Origin of the sequence: Photobacterium sp. DA100 (assembly GCF_029223585.1) — a bacterium.
Classification (GTDB): Bacteria; Pseudomonadota; Gammaproteobacteria; order Enterobacterales; family Vibrionaceae; genus Photobacterium.
In genome coordinates this window covers 1,254,768-1,274,548 of sequence record NZ_CP119423.1, presented here as the reverse complement: position 1 = coordinate 1,274,548, position 19,781 = coordinate 1,254,768, and the positions used below count along the sequence as shown (strand labels likewise).

18 protein-coding genes are annotated in these 19,781 nt (G+C 52.5%); 4 read left to right on the top strand and 14 right to left on the bottom strand.

All coding sequences use genetic code 11. From position 1 onward, the window contains the following. Positions 1-41: 41 nt before the first annotated feature. Positions 42-500 carry a DUF1456 family protein gene (locus PTW35_RS06210; protein ID WP_044624420.1) on the bottom strand — a complete coding sequence of 153 codons (459 nt, stop codon included), beginning with the start codon at positions 498-500 and terminating at the stop codon, positions 42-44. Between the two features lie 148 nt (positions 501-648). Between PTW35_RS06210 and PTW35_RS06205 the strand changes: the two genes are divergently transcribed. Both PTW35_RS06205 and PTW35_RS06200 read left to right on the top strand, forming a co-directional pair. Further along, the gene (locus tag PTW35_RS06205; protein ID WP_039464239.1) at positions 649-867 is read left to right on the top strand and encodes a VF530 family protein; all 219 of its coding nucleotides are present in this window, start codon (positions 649-651) and stop codon (positions 865-867) included. A gap of 303 nt (positions 868-1,170) precedes the next feature. Then, on the top strand, positions 1,171-1,920 hold the full coding sequence (locus PTW35_RS06200) for an enoyl-CoA hydratase-related protein (protein WP_281026958.1): 750 nt from the start codon (positions 1,171-1,173) through the stop codon (positions 1,918-1,920). An 84-nt stretch (positions 1,921-2,004) separates the two neighbouring features. On the opposite strand, the gene PTW35_RS06195 is transcribed toward PTW35_RS06200, so the two are convergent. After that, positions 2,005-3,366 carry an MFS transporter gene (locus tag PTW35_RS06195; RefSeq protein ID WP_281026957.1) on the bottom strand — a complete coding sequence of 454 codons (1,362 nt, stop codon included), beginning with the start codon at positions 3,364-3,366 and terminating at the stop codon, positions 2,005-2,007. 589 nt (positions 3,367-3,955) lie between these two features. On the opposite strand from PTW35_RS06195, the gene PTW35_RS06190 reads away from it, so the two are divergent. After that, positions 3,956-5,146, top strand: a complete 1,191-nt coding sequence (locus tag PTW35_RS06190; RefSeq protein ID WP_281026956.1) for an amino acid aminotransferase — start codon at positions 3,956-3,958, stop codon at positions 5,144-5,146. An 82-nt stretch (positions 5,147-5,228) separates the two neighbouring features. On the opposite strand, the gene PTW35_RS06185 is transcribed toward PTW35_RS06190, so the two are convergent. Both PTW35_RS06185 and PTW35_RS06180 read right to left on the bottom strand, forming a co-directional pair. Next, positions 5,229-5,534 (bottom strand): hypothetical protein, encoded by a 306-nt coding sequence (locus PTW35_RS06185; protein ID WP_281026955.1) that lies wholly within the window; start codon positions 5,532-5,534, stop codon positions 5,229-5,231. Between the two features lie 299 nt (positions 5,535-5,833). Next, positions 5,834-6,244: a MarR family transcriptional regulator gene (locus tag PTW35_RS06180; RefSeq protein ID WP_281026954.1), complete on the bottom strand. Its 411-nt coding sequence runs from the start codon at positions 6,242-6,244 to the stop codon at positions 5,834-5,836. Positions 6,245-6,642: 398 nt separating this feature from the next. Here PTW35_RS06180 and PTW35_RS06175 point away from each other — a divergent pair, with 398 nt between their 5' ends. Continuing rightward, on the top strand, positions 6,643-7,317 hold the full coding sequence (locus PTW35_RS06175; RefSeq protein ID WP_281026953.1) for a DUF2982 domain-containing protein: 675 nt from the start codon (positions 6,643-6,645) through the stop codon (positions 7,315-7,317). A gap of 13 nt (positions 7,318-7,330) precedes the next feature. Here the strand turns inward: PTW35_RS06175 and PTW35_RS06170 are convergent, their stop codons facing one another. From PTW35_RS06170 to PTW35_RS06125, 10 genes are all read right to left on the bottom strand, one after another. Beyond that, a complete protein-coding gene (locus tag PTW35_RS06170) occupies positions 7,331-8,659 on the bottom strand; it encodes an MFS transporter (protein ID WP_281026952.1) in 1,329 nt (442 codons plus the stop codon). Between the two features lie 46 nt (positions 8,660-8,705). Further along, the gene (uhpB, locus tag PTW35_RS06165; RefSeq protein ID WP_281026951.1) at positions 8,706-10,232 is read right to left on the bottom strand and encodes a signal transduction histidine-protein kinase/phosphatase UhpB; all 1,527 of its coding nucleotides are present in this window, start codon (positions 10,230-10,232) and stop codon (positions 8,706-8,708) included. Next, positions 10,232-10,840 carry a transcriptional regulator UhpA gene (gene uhpA, locus PTW35_RS06160; RefSeq protein ID WP_281026950.1) on the bottom strand — a complete coding sequence of 203 codons (609 nt, stop codon included), beginning with the start codon at positions 10,838-10,840 and terminating at the stop codon, positions 10,232-10,234. Before uhpA ends, uhpB begins: the two co-directional genes overlap by 1 nt. A 173-nt stretch (positions 10,841-11,013) precedes the next feature. Next, the gene (gene uhpT, locus PTW35_RS06155; protein ID WP_281026949.1) at positions 11,014-12,414 is read right to left on the bottom strand and encodes a hexose-6-phosphate:phosphate antiporter; all 1,401 of its coding nucleotides are present in this window, start codon (positions 12,412-12,414) and stop codon (positions 11,014-11,016) included. Positions 12,415-12,745: 331 nt separating this feature from the next. After that, positions 12,746-13,399, bottom strand: a complete 654-nt coding sequence (locus tag PTW35_RS06150; protein ID WP_281026948.1) for an MBL fold metallo-hydrolase — start codon at positions 13,397-13,399, stop codon at positions 12,746-12,748. Between the two features lie 180 nt (positions 13,400-13,579). Beyond that, positions 13,580-14,128 carry a YcbK family protein gene (locus tag PTW35_RS06145; RefSeq protein WP_044622967.1) on the bottom strand — a complete coding sequence of 183 codons (549 nt, stop codon included), beginning with the start codon at positions 14,126-14,128 and terminating at the stop codon, positions 13,580-13,582. A 174-nt stretch (positions 14,129-14,302) separates the two neighbouring features. Beyond that, the gene (locus tag PTW35_RS06140) at positions 14,303-15,982 is read right to left on the bottom strand and encodes a L,D-transpeptidase family protein (RefSeq protein WP_281026947.1); all 1,680 of its coding nucleotides are present in this window, start codon (positions 15,980-15,982) and stop codon (positions 14,303-14,305) included. Between the two features lie 194 nt (positions 15,983-16,176). Next, a complete protein-coding gene (locus PTW35_RS06135) occupies positions 16,177-17,319 on the bottom strand; it encodes a DUF1513 domain-containing protein (RefSeq protein WP_281026946.1) in 1,143 nt (380 codons plus the stop codon). Then, a complete protein-coding gene (locus PTW35_RS06130; protein WP_281026945.1) occupies positions 17,300-18,289 on the bottom strand; it encodes an imelysin family protein in 990 nt (329 codons plus the stop codon). Before PTW35_RS06130 ends, PTW35_RS06135 begins: the two co-directional genes overlap by 20 nt. Before the next feature lie 24 nt (positions 18,290-18,313). Next, the gene (locus tag PTW35_RS06125) at positions 18,314-19,741 is read right to left on the bottom strand and encodes a di-heme oxidoredictase family protein (protein WP_281026944.1); all 1,428 of its coding nucleotides are present in this window, start codon (positions 19,739-19,741) and stop codon (positions 18,314-18,316) included. Positions 19,742-19,781: the final 40 nt, after the last annotated feature.

Sequence of the window (19,781 nt, the reverse complement as noted above, 5' to 3'; positions counted from 1 at the left end):
TATTGTTTGACTGAACATTTCAGCGCAACAATAGCCGCCAATCAAGGGCGGATTTTATACTGCATCCCTAATAGGAAATTACGCAGGATCTGATCTTTACACTCGCGGTAATGCTTGTTGTCGGGCTTTCTGAAAAATGCGCTTAGCTCATGCTGGCTCATTCGAAAATCGACACTTTCCATAATCTCCAGAATATCTTCCGCTTTATAATTCAGCGCAATACGCAATTTCATGAAAATCATATTGTTGGTCAAGCGCGACTCAGGTTCTGGTTGTGGTCCCTCCCTTTTGCCACGCTTAACATTGATCAGGCCATTGAGAAAAATCGCCAACTCGCGATCCGTACACTTCTTGAAAGCCGGCTCCTCTTCTCTCTTCAGCCAATCACTGATCTGCTCACGACTAACCTCATGCTCAGCAGCGGCAAAAATACCCATCATCTCAGAATCGCTGAAATCAAAGGTATAGCGAAGACGTCGTAAAATATCGTTATTGAGCACAGTATTTCCTAAAGTTAATGCAGCCTTACCAACATGGCCTGCTGCGCAGTTATGTCTAGTCTAACAAATATGGAGATTTAATTAGACAATCCAAGCTGGTATAGTGCCACCCAGACCGAATTAAGAAGATCGCACAAAGAAACACACTATGGATCACCAACCCAACAACCCATTACACGGCCTTACCCTGCAAAGGATCCTCGAAGAACTCGTCGACCACTACGGTTGGGAAGAGCTGGGGCAAATTGTCAAAGTCCGCTGTTTCAACAATGACCCGAGTATCAAGTCGAGCCTGAAATTCCTGCGCCGCACCGAATGGGCAAGAAAAGAAGTCGAGCAATTGTATCTCGATACCTTTTTCCTTTAGTTGCTCGCCCTTTACGAGCGATAAATGCTGACACGCCGCTTTGGGTGGGTCAGCCATGGCTGAACACAATCTAATCACACTTATAATTTTTTAAGTGCTTCAATATCTTCCTCCGGCAATACAATAGCATCGCTAATGCCAATAGACCGCCAACACCCTCATCCTGCCTTTCAAAGGCCTATCGCCATATAACGCGTACCCTATTTGGGGATCTTGCCCGCCGAGATTTAATTGTCTTATGGTCCTGCCTTGTCCATGATTAATAGGCAAAACAACTCATCCTACCACTTAAGGAAAGCTGACATGGACATCCGCATTACCCACAATGGCCCGGTTCTTGATATCCAACTCACCCGCCCAGCGGCCAAAAATGCCCTCAACCAAGCCATGTACCACACCCTGGCCGATACCCTCATCCACGCCAACCAGTCACCGGAGACACGGGTGATTGTATTGCGTGGACTGCCGGAGATTTTTTGTGGCGGTAATGACATGCAAGATTTTGTCGCCATCTCACAGGGCATGGCTGACTTTCATGGCGAACGCTTTATGAAATCCTTGGTCGAGTGCGATACCCCGGTTGTGGCTGCGGTGTCCGGCCCCGCCATTGGTATTGGTACGACGATGCTGCAGTTTGTCGATGTTGTGTACTGCTCACCCAGCGCGGTATTCAAAACCCCGTTTGTACACTTGGGACTTTGCCCGGAAATGGCCTCAAGTACTGAATTGGCAAAATTGGTCGGCCCGAGAAAAGCCAAAGAAATGCTGTTGCTCGGAGCAACAATGACCGCCGATGAGGCGCTTACGCTAGGCTTTGTCAATCAGATCAGCCAGAGCCCTGACGACGCGGCCTTCCAGTGCGCCGAGCAACTCAGCCAGCTGCCCCCAAAAGCGATGCAGATCAGCAAACGTATGATTGGCCAACAGGAAAAAACGCGCCTGCTAAGAACCATTGAAGACGAAAACATTGAGTTGATACAACGGATCAGAAGCGACGAAGCCAAAGAGGCCGTCAGTGCCTTTCTAGAAAAGCGGCCAGCGAAGTTTAGCTAAGTGATGGCTATGGGTGGATTACTCAGCCATAGCGAAGATAGGCCAGCCTGGGCTGGCCTTTATCTCAATCGGCATTGCCGATAGTTAAACGGTCACGGCCTGTGACGTTGATACCTTGTCGGTCTCATTTGACTCAACCTTATTTGGCTCATCTTCGTCTTTTACGATACATACCACAAGGCCAGCAAAGATCATTGAGGCGCCGCCAAGGACAATGGCCATCATGGTATTGCCGTCGAATGCCCACCGGGTAAAGAAGCCCAAAATCCCCGCCGCCAGAATTTGAGGCAATACGATAAAGAAATTGAAGACCCCCATGTAAAATCCCATCTTGTTCACGGGCAGGGCACCAGCCAGAATGGCATAAGGCATGCACAGGATGCTCGCCCAGGCCAGGCCAATACCCACCATATTGACCATCAGCATGGCTGGGTTATGGATCAGGGAAATCGATGCCAGGCTCAAGCCGCCGATGATCAACGAGAAGCTATGGACAAACTTGCGGCTGGTGCGCTGCGCCAACCAAGGAAGAGCAAAGGCCGCCAGCGCCGAGATACCGTTATATGCGGCAAAACATAAGCCTACCCAGTCAGCCCCTTCGTTATACAGCGCCGAGCTGGTATCCGTGGTGCCGAAAATTTGCGAGGTGACTGCCGACGTGGTGTAAATCCACATAGCAAATAGAGCGAACCAAGAGAAAAACTGCACCACCGCCAACTGCATCATCGTCTTTGGCATCGCCTTGATATCAACCCAAATCGCTTTCAAGCTGGCCTTCTCTTCTTCCTGCTGCGGCGCGGTGTTGTGAAAAGCCGCCAGCTGTTGCGGTGAATATTCCTTGGTACGGAGCACCGTCCAGAGAATAGAAGCCACAAATACCACGGCCCCGCACAAGAAGGAAATCTTCACCGATGGCGGCACTTCGCCTGCCGGTGCGGTATTGGCGACATCGAAGACATTGCTCAGCAAATATGGCATCGCCGATGCCACCACCGAGCCGACGCCGATAAAGAAGGTCTGCACCGCAAACCCTTGGGTCCGCTGCTCAGACGGCAAGTTGTCGGCCACCAAGGCGCGAAAAGGTTCCATCGAGATATTGATAGACGCATCCAAAATCCACAGCATACCGGCTGCCACCCACAGGTACGGAGAATACGGCATGATAATCAGCGCGAGTGAGGAGGCAATGGCGCCACAGAGAAAATAAGGGCGACGACGGCCAAGTACCGTCCAGGTACGGTCACTGAAGTAACCGATGATGGGCTGGACCAACAGGCCCGTTAGAGGAGCTGCGATCCAAAGAATAGGGATTTGATCAATGCTTGCTCCCAGAGTTTCAAAAATTCGGCTTACATTGGCATTTTGCAGACCGAAGCCAAATTGAATCCCCATAAAGCCGAAGCTCATATTCCATATCTGCCAAAACGTAAGGCGTGGCTTTTCCATTGAGTGTTCCCCGATACTGCCTGCTGCAAAACACATTGAAACTGCAGCAGATTTACAACATTCGGACAAAACAGATGATCATTATTATGTTCATCCACCAGCAACCCCCGAAAACGAGAATCAGAGGTAACTTGGGAATATTAGTATGTTCCTTAACTATTGGCGGTGAAAACAGGATTTTTCTATGTTTACATCACCAAATCAGGCCCTGATCATCACATTTGACCGATTTCCATCGGGGAGCAATGCTATGACAACCCCACCCCTACCATCTGTGATCGATTTCACATAGGAGTACACTTGCATAGTGAATTTATAATTTAATTACGTTTTTAGGTGAAATTTATACAGTTTTAATGGGATTTGACGCACAAAACATCAGTAGATCGATGATTTTTGTTGTAATTTTCTTGCAAAGAAGAACGGGGAGAGTTTGACCGATTTGTGCGAATGTTAGCGAAAACTAGTAACAATTCACTGCTATCATATTTTATTTGGCTAAGATGTTACAATTTCTTGTCAATCGCCCGTGTTAAAAGGTATAAAGAACATATTGACCCTTTACCATTACCAGCATGGATGATTGACAATGTTTGAGAAAATTTCTGCTGCACCCGCCGACCCGATCCTTGGATTAACTGAAGAGTTCAAAAACGACATCCGCCCGGAGAAAATCAACCTCGGCGTCGGTATCTATAAAGACGAATCAGGCAATACCCCTGTTCTGGCCACAGTAAAAAAAGCCGAAGCGATTTTGCTGGAAAAAGAAACCACTAAATCATACCTAAGTATTCCCGGCACGGCAGAATACGGTCTTGCTGTACAGCAGCTGCTGTTTGGCGCCGACTCACCAATCATCTCTTCTAAACGTGCGCAGACCGCCCAGGCCCCTGGCGGTACCGGAGCCCTGCGTCTGGCTGCTGAGTTTATCAAGCGCCAGCTTGGCGATGTCAAAGTTTGGATCAGCAACCCGACATGGGCCAACCACAACGGTGTCTTCACCGCTGCCGGCTTAGAAACGGTGCAATACAGCTATTATGATGCCACCAGCAAAGACATGGACTTTGAGGCCGCCCTGGCCGATCTGGCCAATGCCGCGCCTGGTGATGTGGTCCTGCTGCACGGTTGCTGCCACAACCCAACCGGTATCGATCCACAGGCACCCCAGTGGCAACAGCTTGCTGAGCTGTGCAAAGAGAAGCAACTGCTGCCAATGTTCGACTTCGCCTATCAGGGCTTTGCCAAAGGGGTAGAAGAGGACGCCCAAGGCCTGCGTATTTTTGCCGACCTTTGCGAAGAGCTACTGATTGCCAGCTCATTCTCGAAAAACTTCGGTCTATACAACGAGCGAGTCGGTGCATTCACCCTCGTAGCCAAAAACAGCACCGAGGCCACGACCGCGTTCAGCCAGGTGAAAAGTATTGCCCGCGTGATCTACTCCAACCCACCAGCACACGGTGCGGCGATTGTGACCGAGATCTTGAACGATGCCGCCCTGCGAGCCGAGTGGGAAGTGGAAGTTGCCGATATGCGCGACCGCATTCAGGAAATGCGTATCCTGTTTGTGCAGACCCTAAAAGATCTGGGTGTCGAGGCCGATTTCAGCTTTATCGAACGCCAAAACGGCATGTTCTCTTTCTCGGGCCTGAGCAAAGAGCAGGTTAGCCGCCTGAAAGACGAATTCGGTATCTATATCGTTGGCTCTGGCCGTATCAGTGTTGCCGGCATGACCAAGGCAAATATGCAGCCACTGTGTAAAGGTATCGCGGCTGTACTTTAATAACCCAAGCTACCTCTTCGGCTGAAACGATAAACGGGCGCTCCTGCGCCCGTTTTTTTTATTTCGAGACCCTAGCATTATGTTAGCCAGATTTGTCCAATGGCAATACGTTGCAGAAAAGCTCTCGTTCGTATTGATGCTCTAACTGCTCGCGCCAAGGTTTGTTCGCCACAGGGATCAAATAGAAAGTCTCTCGTGACGTATCAGTGACAAATGCCATACCATGCTGCATGAGTTCATAGTGGATGTCGTTTACAAATCCAAGCGAAAAGCTCTGGCGTCCTGTCAGCTGATTGATGTCTTCCCTAGTTAAACTCACGCCTTGATCTTCATTAGCAAAACGAACGCGTAACCAATCGGAGAACTCTCTAGCACTTATCATTGTCATACACTCGCCTCCGCATGCACATCTTGGAAACCAAGACGTTACTGATGGGTGTCTATTTATAATAAGTTATAGCAGAGATGAGACATTACGACAGGATAATGCAACACGTTTATCATTGAGTTACTCAATAACGCATTTTTGAGACAGTATTACAGATGGAGCAAGTTGCGTTTTGCCAGCGAAACAAAAGAGGGGAATAATACCCGCCCCTGACCGGATCAGGAACGGGCCTGGCTGCAAACCCAAAGCTGGTTAGAGTCGCCCTGTCGCAAACAGCGCGCTTCATTGCTTGGGAATCATTAAAGTGCTTTGTACAGCACCTTGTTGCCTGCCAGTTGGATGCGCTCAACCAAACCTTCTTCGGTCAGTTTTTTCAGCGCACCAGTCGCCCAAGAAGCCGCTTTACTGTCTTCCTGGCCGGCCTCAAGACCAATACCTTTCGGATTGATACCTTCAGCGTTCTTAACAACAATATCCAGCACTTGCTGCTGTTTAGGAGTCAAAGACACTTTAGCTGCAACAGGTGCTGCCGCTTCTACTGGCTTCTTTTCTTCAACAACAGGTTTCGCCGCTGGAGCAGCTTTTACTGTTTCTGCAGTTGGTGCTTTTTTCACAACAGCTTTCACTGCTGCTGGTTTTGCTTCAACTACTAGGCCCTTAAGGCGCTTTTGTAGTTTCAGCTGAACTTTACGTTTGTGAGAGATTCTCATTAAATTTCCTACTCCGTTGCACTACTTTCAGTCACCACCATCCATCAACCTGAAAACAGAACAGGCTGATAGTTCCAGCGGGAAAAAGTAAGCGCGTGTTATACCAAGGATGTCAGAGAAATGCCAGCGAACGGTTATTTCATCCTCAACAAAAGATGATTTTACTCAAAAATAAGCGACCACCTCTCATTTTTGACTATTTCCGGCAGGCAGAAAAAAGCTCTAAATAAAAAGATGTTATGAGAATATGCCGGGATATTTCTGTATCTTCGTCAAACATCTGGATAAATACCCATATGCAATTAATAAATCATTATTCATGATAAAATCACAACTTAGGTGATCGTTTTTGCCATTTCGACAATACTTAAGTTGATCAAAACGGCTCGGTATTGGCAATGCGTGACAGTTTGAAAACTCGCTACATCACAACCGGTATCACTCCCTACCAAGCGAACCTGTTTGTGGCAGGCATTGCCGGCTTCGTTGTGGCCACGCTGATCGGCGTGATTTTTCCCACCGTGGCCCCTCCTGTCGTCGCCATCTTGCTGATAGGGGCCTGTATCATGATGCTGGTCGGCTACAAGTACGCCCAAGGTCCCGAGCTGTCATTTACCCTGACCTTCATGCATATTCAGTTTCACAGCCATTACGGCGGCTGGCTGGCACGCTGGAAGAATATCGACAGTATCGCTCAGGCCAGTATTGCCAAAGATGGTTGGCACCAGCCCGTCCCTTGGGTCGGGGTCAGGCTCAAAGACTATGAGGAATTCATTGATTCAATATGTCCCCGGGTCGCCACCAAGCTCCTTATCGACCAGCGGATCCTGCTTATCATGGCCCACAAAGGCCTCGATAACCCGCCCTACGAAATAGAAGATATCATGTTTGATGATAACCACTTCACCACCCGTTCAGGTCATGTGCTCAAAGGCCTGCAAGCCATGCTGGCCAACCGGATGCACTACAACCGCGAGCTTATCGGCTACGACTTTTTTATCTCGGAGGACTTCCTCGACCGCCCCGCCGCCGATTTTGCCGGCTTGGCACGGCGCTATCTGGCCGCCAGCTAGCCCCCCGAAGGCGCTACAAGGACGATGGTTCAGGCGTCGCCTGAGCCTTGAGAAACGGCATGAGCAACAGCCCAATCACCCCTGCCGCCACGGAAATAACAACAAAGAAGCCGGTCCAGTGGAAATACTCCATCACCAAAGCGAGCGGGTAGCCGGCCAACGCCGCGCCCATATAGGCAAATAGCCCGACAAACCCGGTGGCCGCACCGACCGAGTCTTTATGCGAACACTCCGCCGCTGCCATACCTATCAACATCTGTGGACCGAAAACAAAAAATCCGACCGAGAAGAAACACCCTGACAGTAAGGCAAAGTTTTTCACCGGCATCAGCCACAGGGCTGCAACCGACAGGAAGATCCCGATAGCAAAAATCACATTCATCGGCCCGCGGTTGCCGCCAAACAAGCGATCTGATCCCCACCCTGCGACCAGGGAGCCCACAAAACCACCGACTTCAAACAGCGACAGTGCCATATTGGCTTGGATCAGCCCGTAGCCCTGCTGCTCGCTCAGGTAGAGGTTCCCCCAATCATTAATGGCCGTGCGCACCACGTACACCAGCACATAACTGAAAGCCAGCAACCAGATATATTTATTGGTCAGGACATATTTGCGGAGGATCTCCCTTGCGTTCAGGCCGAACCCTTCCCGCTCATGGGTCAACTCGAGCCTATCCCGACGCCACTCGCCAACGGTTGGCAGCCCAAGGGTGACCGGCTTATCCCGCAACCGCCAGCACAGCACAACCCCGATCACCACCGCGATAGCCCCCGGTACAATAAAGCCCAGGCGCCAGCTGTAGTGCAAGGTCAGATAGCCGACCAGCAACGGGATCAAGGCTCCCCCCACGTTATGGGCGGTATTCCAAATTGACCACCAGAAGCCACGCTCCGAGCGGGAATACCAGGTCGTCATCAGCTTCGAGCAAGGTGGCCAACCCCAGCCTTGAAACCATGCATTGCATACCCATAAAGTCATCAGCCACCACAGTGAATCAGCAAAGCCGAACATGACGTTAACCACACCGGTTGCCATCAGGCCGATACCCATAAAGTAGCGGGGATTGGAGCGGTCGGAAATCACCCCCGAGAGAAACTTGGAAGCACCATAGGTGATGTAGAACAAGGTTCCCATCAAGCCGATATCCGCTTTATCTAGGCCAAGGTCAACCAGCATAGTCGGCATGGCGTAGTTAAAATTCTTGCGGGTAAAGTAAAACACCGCATAGCCGACATACATGGTCAGCATGATATGCAGACGCCAGTACCGATAGCGCGCATCAACACTGTCGCCATGGTCACTGGCCTCAGTTGTCGGCGACGACTTCAAGATCCCTGACATGGGTGCATTCACAGTTAAGCTCTCTCTTCTATTGGTTGCTGCCGCTTCACAAAAGGGGCATTTGGATGGCGATGCAAGTACCTTGGTTGGCACCGGAGGTCTGACTATCGACCACAATTTTGCCCCCGAGAGCTTCGACCCGCTCGCGCATCCCCTGCAGGCCAAACCCTTTCGACGACATCTGCATCACCTGCTCAACACTGAAGCCGCGTCCGTTATCCCTCACGGTCAACTCAACCGTGTCGTCCCGCAGCACAAAAGTCAGTTCAAGCTGGCTGGCCTTGGCATATTTGACCACATTATTCATCGCCTCCTGACACAGGCGATATAGCGTCACGCTCAGGGTATCGCTCAAGGACTCGGGCTCTCGCCCGTTGCAATGCCAGGAGATAACCGCGCTAATCCCCAGCGCCTCGCATTCCAGGTCACGTACCAGCTGCTCGATGGAATCGGCCAGCCCCATGTCATCGAGTGATTTGGGCCGCAGCCGGCTCAGCAACCCTTTGGTCGTGTCGTAGATATTCAGAGATAAGTTTTCTATCATGCCGGCACACCCTGCCCCGACAGGGGTGGTCTCGACCCGTTGGATGATGGAGGCTTGGGTACGAATAGCGGTAATATTCTGGCCGATTTCATCATGCAGTTCACGGGCGACATCCCGCCGCACTGACTCTTCGGCTTTGACCAACTGGCGGGAAAGGCTATGGTTGCGGTCGAGCTGCAGGCGCAGTTGCTGGTTCAGCTCCCGCTGGCGCTGGATCCCCATCCCCAGCAGAATTCCGGTCAGGCTTTGTGCCGAGAGCGAGAGCAGCAAGTCGGTGACTTCCAGATCGCTTCCCGTGCTGCGGGCTGCAATCAAGGCCACACTATTGAGCAGCGTCCCCAGCAACGCCCCCTGCCAACCGTAGCGGAACGCCAGCAAGATGATCGGGATCGCCAAGCAGAAAGGGGCAAACCGACGCATTTCGTCAGGCAGGCCAAGTTGCAGCGCAATACTGGCTATAAACAGCCCGGCATAGAAAAAGATGTGCCGTACCCGTAAAGCCACCGGACGGGACACCAGATCTACCGTCAGCGGGATCCAAGCCTGTTGGAACAAATAGCTCCAAATCAGGTAGCAGCTGGGCACTAGCATCAGCCCACCGGTGATACTGATCAGCAACACCATCCAGCTGTGATCGCTGAACCAGCCCGATATCGCAACATTGAGCAACGCCGCCAAGCCGATCACCGTCCCCATCACGCACAGCCGCCGTAACTGGGAACCGTAATATTGGCCGTGTGCCACCCACAACAACGGCACGCTGGCAACACTGGCACACAGGGCAGCCCCCCATAACGGATTGCCGACCTGCGGGGCCAATGCCAGCATCAGCCCCCACTCGGCACCATAAACCGCCCCCCAGTATTTTTTCGGGCAATGCAGGGCAACCCCCATCCGCAGCGCGAAGGGGAACAGGAAGACAGCCAGCTCAGGGTCGAGGGTAAAATAAGACGCAATGGCCCAGAGGCAGAACCAGGCGCAGGCAATCAGCAGCCACCCACCGATTGTGGTAAGGGCAAAATTGCGCATTACAGCACCTCGGTATCAAAGTGCTTGGCAAGTTCAACATTGTTCTTGGCACCGAGCTTGTCCATAGCATTCGCGCGATGGACATGGACTGTCTTGTGGCTAAGACCGAGTTCGGTTGCCACGGCTTTGACATCCAACCCGGTTGCCAGCATTTCCCCGACCTGGCGCTCGCGCTTGGTCAGCAGGGATACCGATGCCGCAGACTTCGCCGTCGTCGCCAGCTTAATCGCGATATCTGGTGTCAGGTAGCAGCCACCCGCCGCCGCGGTCCTGACCGCCTGGACCAGCTCATCGGGGCCGCAGCGCTTGCTGAGGTATCCCCTGGCTCCCGCCTCCAGTGCCTTTTCAACCACCGAGGCGCTATCGTGGACGCTGAGCATGATACAGGCGATCCCCTCCGGCAGATCGGCCAGCAGCGACAAGCCGCTTTCATCCGGCATGGAAATATCGAGAATACAGACATTGGCCTGGCTGCCCGGCAGTCCTTGGCGGGCATCTTTCGCCGAGCCGAACTCGCCCACTACGTGGATGTCGTCTTCCAACATCAACAGCTGCGCAAATCCAGACCGCACAATGATGTGATCATCAACCAATGCGACGTTGATCATTTTTTGTCCCCCAAGGCGAAAAAGAGGCATAACCTACCTGTTCAGCCCGGTTGAAACAAGGCTGGAATGTAATTATTCGAAAATAGTGAACTTGTAGCCTGCCGCCGATGGAAATCAGGCATAAAAAAACTGCCCGCAGGCAGTTTTTTAGGTAAAGCATCTCGTCGTCGAGATTATGCTGTTTCTAGCTCAAGCTGCTTCTGCAGGCGCTTCTCGCGGCGAATTTTTTTCTCTTCCGCGATGGCAACAAAGACTAGCAGGACAATACACACAGCCGCGGAGGTATCCAGGGCAGCAAACGTACCTTTCCAGCCGGTCAGGCCAAAGATAGGCGTACCGTCGGCAATCATACCCAGACCCAGTTTCGCGAAGCTGTCACCGATCAGGTAAGCAAAGGTACCCTTGATACCGTCGGCAACACTGATTGCTTTCTTCGGCACGAAGCCGACAGCGGCAACACCAATCAGAAGCTGCGGGCCGAACACCAGGAAGCCAAGCACAAACAGCGAGCCCAGGTACATGTACTCATTCGTTGCATGCTGGTAGAACTCAAGGCTGAAGATGATCAAGACCAGAGACACACAGGCAACCAACGCACGGCGGCCGTTCGCCAAGTCAGACAGGTAACCCCACATCAGCGTACCAACTAGCGCACCAACTTCGAACAGGGTGAAACCGGAAATAGCGGTTTCCTTTGACAGACCAAGCTCCTGGTAAGCATATACCGTTGACCACTGGTCGATACCGATACGCACGATGTACAAGAAGATGTTGGCAAAACACAGTAGCCAGATGATCTTGTTCTTCAGTACGTACTCCATGAAGATTTCGCGCTTGGTCATCTGGTTCTCTTCAGCGTTGATGTCTTCTTCGCTGATCTCTTCGCCAAACAGCTCTTCCGCTTTACCCAGGCCGTATGCTTCCGGTGAGTCGCTACCAAAGCGCAAGCCCAAGAAACCAACAACCAATGCAATGATTGACGGGAAAACGAACATACCGATCACGTGACCATCGAACAGGTAGTTAGCACCAAACAGGGCAACACCCGCCGCGCCCGCACCACCCACGTTGTGCGACATATTCCACAGACCAAGGTAGGTACCACGCTTATTGCGCGGCGTCCATTTGGTAATGGTCGAATAGCTTGACGGCCCACCGGTACTCTGGAAGAAACCACTCAGCGCGTAGAAAGCAATCATCATGAACAGGCTGGTGCTTGAACCACCCATGCTCACACTGAAGCCTAGCATCGCAATACCGGAAAGAATCAACATGAAAGGAAGAAACTGTTTGGTGTTCTTTCCATCGGCATAATAAGAAACGACTGTTTTACCAATACCGTAAGTAATGGAGAAACCCAGACCGATCAAACCCAGATCTGTCATCGACAAACCATAGGTAGAAATCATGTCGTTCTGAGCAACGTTGAAGTTTTTACGGATCAGATACATGGTCATGTAACCAATGAATACAACCAGGTACGATTGCATAAATGGCTTGAACCACATTTTACGGCGCTCTTCTACAGGCAGATCCAGTGTTGGCTTTCTGACCTGATCAAGGAGTTTAAGCATGTGTCACCCTCAATACTTTTTCGACGTTATCTGCAGCAACTGCTGCGCGTTCTGGCTTTCTCCTGCCGAATAGGGTCTGTTGAAACGTCACAAAACGCTGCAATCTGCACCGATAAAGGTAAAGCTTCAACAGCCCCTACTCGCCAGTTAAGCAAACTGCAAGAAGACCATTGGCAGGCATTGTAGGGAGGCAGATAAGAGGTGGCTTGAGAACCGGACTTAGGACAGTTAGGAAAATTTCCTATTTCCAGCCAAAGGAGAGAAGAAACGTGAAAGTAGTCACAAAAAACAAGGGGGGAAAAAGCCCAGAATAATCTGGGCTGCTTTGTCATCAGTACAGCGGCATCTCGTCGGCAACAAATGGGTTCGAGGCGCGTTCACTGCCAAAGGTCGAAATCGGACCGTGACCCGGAATAAACGTCACGTCATTGCCCAATGGCCACAGTTTGCCCTTGATTGAATCAATCAGGGTCTGGTAGTCACCTTTAGGGAAGTCGGTACGGCCAATGCCTCCCTTGAACAGTACATCACCGACAAACGCCACGTTTGCCTCTCTGCTGTAGAGCACCACATGGCCTGGCGTATGGCCCGGGGTATGCAGTACCGACAATGTCTGGTTACCCACCGCAACGGTGTCGCCGTCTTCCAGCCACTGATCAGGATCGAACGCTTCGGTTAATGGAAAGCCGAACATCTCACTCTGGCGAGGCAGGCCCTGAAGCCAGAAGGCGTCTTCCTTGTGCGGCCCAACCACCGGAATACCCAATTCTTTAGCCAACGGTTCAGTGCCACCTACGTGGTCCAAGTGACCGTGGGTCAAAATCAGCTTGGTGACAGTCAGTCCCAGTTGCTGCACTTTTTCTTTCAGAAGGTGGATATCACCTCCCGGATCAACCATTGCGGCTTCCTTGGTTTCATCACACCAGATGATGGAGCAGTTTTGCTGAAACGGAGTGACCGGCACAATTTCAAATTGAAGGCTCATTGATAATTCCTAGCGATTTCAGTTCTTGCCGCAGAATAGCAAAAACCGCAGTGCAACAACAGGGGAGAAAGACAGCGGACGCAAGAGACAGCAAAGCCGACAGCTACCAAGAGAGGGAGGAAGTGTCGGCTTTGAAATTATTCGGTTTGGGTTAGGGCGCGCAGCTAGGCAAACTAGCCATTACCAGCGACGAACCGGTCCAGTATCTATATGGACGAACCCGCTACGTGGATAATATCCTACACCACCTAGACGCAAATCAAGTGCAGCATTGCGGATCCGTGACAGAGAGACACCTTCTAGGTTGAAGTCAATCGCTTGACCTTTCATATGATAGCTCTTTGTCGCGACACCGCCATTTTTCTGCAGTGCTTTATTGGTCGCTGGCGAGCGGTAGCCTGAAATAATCCGAACCTGGCCTTTGTGGCCCAGCCCCGCTTGGATCTCGGTGATTGCATCGAACAAACGCCGGTCCATGTTCGCGACTTCGTTGCGCCTGAAGTCACGGCAAATGTAGTTTATTTTCTGCAGCTCTTCTTTGACATACAGTTTCCCGTTGAAGAATTCACTTTCGAGCTCTTCACGGGTATGAATATTATGCAACGATATCTGACGCGCACTTCCTGCTTTGTACGGACTCGCTAATGCCCAGCTTGGCAGCAAACATGCGCCAAGCGCCACTCCGCCAGCCGCCAGAAGCTGACGGCGCTTGTAATCAATTTCAGACATAACTCAACAACAACTAACTTCTGGCCTACTCCGGGCACGATAACGCAACCCTTACCGGGATTCCTCAATGGAGAAGCAAGATAGCGTTCAGATATTGTTCAGTCAAACCTTGAAATGACAAAAACTCGGCGATCTTTCCACCAAAGATCGCCTAATTATTGACACAGAAGCAGTTTATTCAGTGTAAAGAGATGTAAATAATTCTTGGTTTTGAGACATGGCAACGAACTTGTCATAGTCGTAAACATCGTTACGGTAATTTACCAAGCCGTCGCTATCCACCCAGGCTGTCTGGTAGATCACCTGGACCTTGACTTTGTTGGACAGCCCCACTGTCTTGGTTTTCGTACGTGACTTAAGCTCATTGACCCGCTGCTCCGGCACCCCTGAGTGATTGAGTAAAATCATCGCCAGGCTATCCGCCTGCTCAACCCTGACGCAACCAGAGCTGAACGCTCGGGTCTCCTTGGCAAACAGACTCTTGGCTGGGGTATCATGCAAATAGATAGCATGGTCATTGGGCATGTTGAACTTGAACCTACCCAAGGCATTTTTACTGCCCGGCTTTTGCCGCAACCGGTAAGGAAACGACTTGGCATTGACGATACGCCAATCAATAGTGTGGATAGGAATTTGCTCGGAGCTCTGCCAGCTTCTTATCACCGCAAACCCATTGCGGTACAGGTACCCCCTGTCGCGCTGCGCCTTAGGTAAAATATCCTTGCGCATTATCGACATAGGCACATTCCAGTATGGGTTGAACACCACCGAAGACACATTGGTGGTCAGCAGCGGCGTTCTCCGGCTCGGTCGGCCAACAATCACTTTGCTGTCAAGCACATGCCGGTCATTGAGCCACAGACTGAGTGCGTAGTTGGGGATATTCACCACCAGCAACGACGCGGCATCCGAAGGCCATAACCGGGTACGCTGGGCATTCAGGGCCAAGACACGGATGCGCGACCTGGGTGATATTGCCAGCCACTGCCGGGTCTGCGGGCCGATCACCCCGTCCTCCTTCAGTCCATGGCGGCGCTGGAAACTCTTCACCGCATTGGCCAAATCAACGTTGTAGGTACGTATGCCTGCCGCCCGGATCTGATCGGCCTCGAAATCCCGCAGATCGCCAAGCTGTTCAAGTATAGTGATCAGTGCATCCGGATTCCGCAACCGAGTACCCAGCCGGATGATCCCCGGTTGGTAGAACCCGGGCCAATCGTCGTTTGCCGCTGGCTCTAGGGCATCAATTGCCAACAGCAATCGGGTGTAGTTTTCATCATCTGGCTTGAGGCTGTTGATATAAGAGCGCAGCCTCTCGGTATCGATCGCATTATAGAGGCGAGACAGACTCGTATTGGAAGGTATCGGCAATTGGGGATCGACCCCGGCACCAAATAGCCACCCCCGGCCATACGACGGGATCCCCTCGACGTAGCTCATGTAGGCAAACAGGGTATCGGTAGCCAGCAGATCATACTGCCGCCAGTCGTTTGCCTGTTTGTAGTGCTGAAGCAGTGAATAGCGGCGATTGAAATCGCTGCTGATATTCGACAGCACCACCATACGAAGCTGCTGTTCAAAATCACTGGCAGTAAAGGTATCCTGCCACAACGGGACGAAGCCGATACTCTGGTACAAATCAGCCAACTGATCAACATAGCGTATGGCCGCAATGTTGTTGGCGACTTCATGTACCCACTGACGGGCTTTCTTCTGCTGCAGAATATCATCGGAGAACTGCTGTTCCAGCTGCTCCCGTGCAGACAGAGGCTGCACCGGCCAGACTTCTTCAGCATGGTTCACCTGAGAGAAGACACACACCAGGACAAGCCCCATACGACTGAGCGTTAACATGACCAACTGACTCCTCATTGCCGTTATCATAATTATGGCAAATTGCGCTATGACGACGGACTAAATTTAGCCGTCATTGCCAGTCGGTAATGTTTCAAATCCTGACACTTGTCAGGATATTTGACATATTTTGCGATTATTAGAACAACAATCTACCAGCACCAAATTAGTGCAAAGCCGGTAGCTCTTTCATTTCAGACAATATTCCAGTGATTGTCCCACATCACCGGGCTTTGTACCGACAGCGCCTCTTTTGAAGGATTAATTGATAAAACTTTTCCGGCTCCCGAGCCAACAAGCCACCTTCCGTTCTTCACACCGACGCCAGACGCATCAACCAGTGGGCGCAGCTCCACTAACTCACGGCTCACCTCATGCCAAATTCCATAGCAATTTCCCCGCGGGGAGGTCGCCAACAGGAACCCTTCCAAGCTGGCAATGCTGGCAATGTAATGATTGAAACGCAGCCACTGTTCCTCTTCAGCCAACAGCGGTTGAAGCTCTTCGCCCTCTCCCCGGCGGTGAAGGGCCACCAGGGGAGCCGCGTCTTCAGGCAAGCCGCGGTACTGCTGCCCGCACGCAATCGCTCCGGTATCGGTGACACTCAAGTGGCGGATACTAAGCTGCTTGTCTGCCAAGATCGCTTTATCAACAACCTCCCCTGTTTCACGGTCCAGGTAGACCAGAGCCGGCCGCATATTGCCTAGATTAAGCGGTGTCCGGCCTCGGGTGTGTACGCCGCCGACTCCGATGGCCAGCGTTTGCTCATCCGCCAACACCACTTCATGCGGCCCGATACCAAACCCGCTGAACTCGGCGACCTTTTCTAACCGCCCTGCCCCCAAAGTTTCCAGTGCATAGACCCCGATGATCCCTTCGCTGCTCTGGCGGATCCCCTCAGTGGCGTAGATCAGCTTCCCGTCGGGGGAAAATACGCCATGGCCGTAGAAGTGGCGGTTTGGCAGGGCTGTATAAATAGGCCATGCCACCCCCTGGCGATAGTCGAATACCTGCAGATAGCTTCCTGGCCGACGGCTGAATGCCGCCGCCAAGGTACCGTTAGGCTGCAAGGCAATCCCATGCCCGCGCTCTGGCAGCGGCAGTTGGTATAGCGGAAAGCCCTTATCGTTCGCAACCACCACGCCGTAACGCCCATCAATTTGACGGCTGCAGCCCACAATTGCCGCCTCTGAAGTGATACTGTTGAATGAGGCCGGCAGGCTGCAGCCGGCAAGCGAACTGGCTGCCACAATCGCTGACCAGGGACGCAGGGCTGCGCTACCCAATGCACCGAGCAGCAGCCGGCGCCGTGTTTGATCAGTCACCATCGGTTGCATTAAACCCCACTTTAATGCCCAATTCAGCTGCCACTTCGTCCTGTAGCATTAACTGGATATATTCCAACCCATTGAAAATATTGAGCAACTGACGATAGCCCTCCCGGCTATTGAGCATGGCTGTCAGCGATGGCTCGGCAGGCCAAGATGCCAGTAAGGCCGCAAACTGATCCGCGAGGCGATCCGCGGTCGCGCCATACCCCCGGTCTCGCAGCAAGCTGTCCAGCCCGTGTCCCCCGGCCAGGTAAAGCTGCTCCATCGCAGCCACACTGGCCCTGAGGTTCTCCAGCGAAGTACCAGAGCGCCAAGACTCCGCCTGATAAGGCCTGGGATAACCAGGCTGGCCCATCGGCCGCTGCAGTTTCTTGATGCTGTAGTCGAGCTGGTTGTTCAGCGCGCCGAGATACTCCCCCAGAGCCAATTCTGGCGTCATGGCTTGCCATGGGTTGTCTTGCCACGCGCTGGCCAGGGCTTCCCCACTGTGCTGGATATTTGCCGCCACCGCCACGGCCAACAGGCAGCCTTTGGCCGACTGCAATACCTGTGGGCTGTCATACAAAAACCATTCGGCGGCCCCCAATCCTTGGACCGCAACACTCTGACCAGCCAGTGTTGCGACGCTCCATTGCGTTCCTTGTTTCAGCAACTGGTCCAGTTTTCTCCCTGTGGTGTTTTTCTTGTCCGGCCAAAATTGAATCTGCCAACTGAGCGACAACGCCGCTTCGCTGCCTTTGTCGCGCCCCTGAAACGGCATCCAGCTCTGCATGGTATGGGTCCACGCCTGCTGCGCCGCCTCCAGCGACGCTGTGCCGTCGTTGCGGCACAGCCCAGAGAGGGAGTCATTCAGCCCCACCGCCGCGACCGCAAACTGCTGCGCCGCGGCAAGGTGCTGCTGGTGCACAGCTTGGCTAATTTCGTTGACATCACTGTCACAGCCCGCCAATACCACCAGCGTTAACATCGGAAGCATCCCGTTTTTCCTCATTGCCGCCCCCTACAGTGAATGCAGGAAGGCGACCAGTGCCTCCCGGTCAGTTTTCGGCAGTGCCACAACCTGATCGCGGCTTGGCTGGGCTTCTCCGCCATGCCATAAGATCGCTTCCATCACATTGCGTGCCCGGCCGTCATGAAGCAGGTTGGTATGGCCATTGACTTCCTCGGTATAGCCCAAGCCCCATAACGGTGCCGTGCGCCATTCTCGTCCATTGGCAAGGTACTCGCCGCGGTTGTCTGCCAAACCCTCGCCCATATCATGGAGCAACAAATCGGTATAAGGATTAATAAGCTGTTCGGACAACGCCGGGAAGTCCGTATTTTTCGCCGTCCTGACTTGGGTGACATGACAGCTCTGGCAGCCAACTGCAGCAAACAGAGCTTCCCCTTTGACAACTTGCGGATCATTGACATTGCGGCGAGCAGGGACAGCCAGATGGCGAGAATAAAATTCAACAAAGGTCAACACATTGCGGCTTACCTCTGGCTCTCCACCATTGGGGAGCCGATCACAAACCAGTTGCATCTCAGAGCAGTTCTCCACCGGGAACAAATCACTGGTCAACCCCAAATCGCCATTGAACGCGGCAGCATTCTGCTGCATCAAGCTAGGCTGTCCGGCTTTCCAGCCAAAACGCCCTACCGCGAAGCCCTGCGCTTCAACGTCCCACACCCGGTTGAGCTTACCGGAGATCCCCTTTTCTTCTGCCTGCTGCTCATTGGCAATCTGCTCCAGTGTTTGTTCTGGGATCAGTTCAAGCAACCCGAGGCCGATCATCGGCGGGGCGATACGCGCCGACATCATCACCTGCGGGTGCATCGGGCCATATTGCAAATCGGTGATGGCCAGTTGCGGCTGGCGCAGGGTAATGATCTCGCCGTCGGCCATGGTTACCGGGACCGCCCGGTAGCTCAGTACGATCTGTCCCTCCGGCTTGGCACCGGAGAGCGCAAAGTCTTGCAGCTGTCCGCCATAAACCGGATCGGGGATCACCCCGCTTTTAATAACGGCCTGCTTCTGCTCCGCCGTCAGGGCCGGGATACTCAAACGCACCAGCATCGACACCGCGTTACTGTCTCCTTCCTGCGGAGGATGGCCTCGGCCATCTTTGATGTGGCAGTTTTGGCAGCCATTGGTGTTGAACAGTGGCCCCAAGCCATCACGGGCGTCGGTCGTTGCCGGTGCTTGTACCCAAGGGTTGCGGAAAAAACTGTTTCCGACGCTAAAGTCGAGCCGCTTTGACAGCGGTAAGTTCGCCGCCGGTAGGGAAAAAGCGTTGGCGCCGCTTTTTATCACTGTAGTATTGCCACCGGATTTCATCGCCAGGGCATCGTCGACCGGGAGAGGGCTGGCTTGGGCTGATGTGGAAAGAGAAAACAGTATAGAGAGCAGCAATCCGGCTGCAGATAACATGAAAGGCAACTTCATTTTCATCGCTCGAGCTGTAAAGTTTGAGATGACGAAAGGG